A 2,655-nucleotide genomic window follows, 5' to 3' on the forward strand; every position below is an offset into this window, starting at 1 on the left:
GCTGGCCACTTCTTTCACCATTTGAGCACCCATATTTTCAATCGGGTCTTCCAGTTCAATTTCTTTTGCTACGGTTACACCATCTTTAGTTACTTGTGGTGCACCAAATTTTTTCTCAATAACTACATTACGACCTTTGGGGCCAAGTGTTACTTTTACAGCGTTGGCTAAAGTGTCAACACCTTTTTTCATTTTATTTCTTGCTTCAATATCGAAGTATATCATTTTTGCCATAATAAATGCAACCCCAAACCCCTAAAGGGGCTTTACAACCTGAGGGGCAAACAGGTTTTATTTTTTTGAAATGAATTAAATTTAGAAGAGCTAAGTTCCCCCTTCAGGGGGCGGAGGGGGCTTTACACTATCGCTAAAATATCACTCTCCCTCATAATTAAATAATCCTGTCCTTCAACAGTAATTTCGGTGCCTGCATACTTACCATATAATACGGTATCGCCGGTTTTTACAGTTACAGGTTCATCTTTTTTACCAGGGCCAGCGGCCAAAACAGTACCACGCTGTGGTTTTTCTTTTGCTGTATCAGGAATAATAATACCGCCTGCAGATTTTTCTTCAGCAGCGGCTGGTTTCACAATAACCCTGTCGTGCAATGGGGTAATGCTTAACTTCTTTGTTGCCATAACTCTATTGTTTTTGATTGGTTTAATAATTCGGTCGGCAAAGGTATGCTAAATCTGTGCCACACAAAATTAAAAGAAAGGTTGTCAGTTTTAGGTTGAATGCAGATGATGAAAGGTTGAATGTTGGAAAATTCGGCAGATATTTAAAAAATCTTTCAGGCATTTTTGGCAGGGTAATTTTTAAAACAAGCAATATCAAACTATAAACACCAAACCAAATTACTTACCTTTGCCGTCTTAAAATTATGATTAGCAGAAGAAACATAAGGGTAAAAGTAATGCAAACGCTTTACACCGTTGACAGCATGAGTGGAGAAGTAAAACCCGGCGAACCGCTTTCTATCTTAAATAAAAAATTAGAACAGAGCCGCCAGCTTTTTACTTACTTAATTTATTTTATTACCGAAGTAGCCCGCTACTCCGAAACTGCTGCAAAGCACAGGGCTTCTAAAAATTTACCTTCGGTAGAAGATCTTTCGGTTAACACCAAAATTGCAGGTAACGAAATACTGTGGAAAATTGTAGAGCAACCCAGGTTTAATCCAACCGTTGCTGAATTTAAATTAAAGCATATAATTGATGCCGATTTATTAAAGAAGATATACCTGCAACTGGTAGAATCTGCCGAGTATAAAGAATATATTGAAGAACAATCGAGGGATAAAAAATCTGAAAAAGATATTTTGGAATTTATTTTTAGTACACTCCTTTTACCCAACGACAATTTTATAACCCACCTGGAAGAAAATTTTATTCATTGGGATGATGATGGCGAAATGATGCAGCAATTGGTGCTGGCTTTTTTACAAAAACCCGGCAGTTACGATTTTGGCGAAATGGTAAGTAAAGAAAAATTAGAATTTGCAAAAAGCCTTTTGTTAACCACATTAGAAAAAAGCGAAGTAACACTGGAGTTGATAAAACCTAAATTAAAAAATTGGGATGCCGACCGTATAGCTGCACTCGATTTAATAATTTTGCAAATGGGTGTTAGCGAATTTTTATTTTTTGAAACCATCCCCACAAAAGTTACCATTAACGAATATATCGATCTGGCTAAAGAATACAGCACTGTACAAAGCGGCCAGTTTGTAAATGGCCTGCTGGATAACATTCATAAAGAGCTTACCCTGCAAAATAAAATTAATAAAAAGAGTTACAAAAACAGCACCTTGTAAATAACTTTGAAAAAAATTATTGATGAAAAAATATTTTTTATTTATTGTAATTCCTGCCACACTTTTTTCTTGCGATGTAAAAAGGAAAGACAAAATTTCAGATGATTCTAAAACAGATTCTATTAAGTTAGTGCAAAAAAAACAGGCAGAAGAGGATGCACTTAAAAACACCACTGCAGTGCAAATGATAGACAGTGTGTATAATTTTGGCACCGTTGCAGATGGAGAAAAAGTAGCATTTAGTTTCCGGTTTAAAAATGCAGGTACTAACCCATTGGTAATTTTTGATGCAAGCGCAACCTGTGGCTGTACCATACCCGAAAAACCCGAACAACCAATTTTACCCGGCGAAACAGGTTTTATTAAAGTAGTATTTAACAGTAGCGGAAAAAAAGGCCACAACGAAAAAGTAATTAATGTAACATCAAATGCAAGGCCGATTTTTCCGCCTTTGAAATTGATTGGGGAAGTAAAATAAAAACAATATCTATTTTAGCCATTTACAAACAAACTATTTAACCAAATAATAAAAACAACATGCAACTATTAAGTATTTTTTTACAGGTAAGTTCTGGTACCAGTTCTTGGTTTACACCAGTAATGATGGGTGGAATGATTTTAGTGTTTTATTTTTTTATGATAAGGCCGCAGGCAAAAAAAGCAAAGCAGCAAAAGCAGTTTATAAACGATTTACAAAAAGGTGATAAAATTGTAACCATTGCAGGCATACATGGTAAAGTAAATAAAGTAAATGACGACAATACTTTAGAAATGGAAGTGAGCCCCGGCAGTTACATTAAAATTGAACGCAGCGCTATCAGCATGGAGTGGACGAC

The 2,655-nt window shown here is 35.7% G+C and carries 5 protein-coding genes; 3 read left to right on the plus strand and 2 right to left on the minus strand.

The window, feature by feature from the left end:
- Positions 1-234 (minus strand): TCP-1/cpn60 chaperonin family protein (locus tag ACY651_RS11335; RefSeq protein ID WP_462252761.1); only part of this gene is annotated, 234 nt, incomplete at its 3' end.
- A gap of 122 nt (positions 235-356) precedes the next feature.
- Positions 357-641 (minus strand): co-chaperone GroES, encoded by a 285-nt coding sequence (locus ACY651_RS11340; RefSeq protein WP_462221118.1) that lies wholly within the window; start codon positions 639-641, stop codon positions 357-359.
- Between the two features lie 245 nt (positions 642-886).
- Here ACY651_RS11340 and nusB point away from each other — a divergent pair, with 245 nt between their 5' ends.
- From nusB to yajC, 3 genes are all read left to right on the plus strand, one after another.
- Positions 887-1,819, plus strand: a complete 933-nt coding sequence (gene nusB / locus ACY651_RS11345) for a transcription antitermination factor NusB (RefSeq protein WP_462252763.1) — start codon at positions 887-889, stop codon at positions 1,817-1,819.
- 22 nt (positions 1,820-1,841) lie between these two features.
- Positions 1,842-2,297 (plus strand): DUF1573 domain-containing protein, encoded by a 456-nt coding sequence (locus ACY651_RS11350; protein WP_462252765.1) that lies wholly within the window; start codon positions 1,842-1,844, stop codon positions 2,295-2,297.
- 59 nt (positions 2,298-2,356) lie between these two features.
- On the plus strand, positions 2,357-2,655 hold a 299-nt coding region (gene yajC, locus ACY651_RS11355), incomplete at its 3' end, for a preprotein translocase subunit YajC (protein ID WP_462252767.1).

Source organism: Ferruginibacter sp., assembly GCF_031391665.1.
Taxonomy (GTDB): domain Bacteria; phylum Bacteroidota; class Bacteroidia; order Chitinophagales; family Chitinophagaceae; genus Ferruginibacter.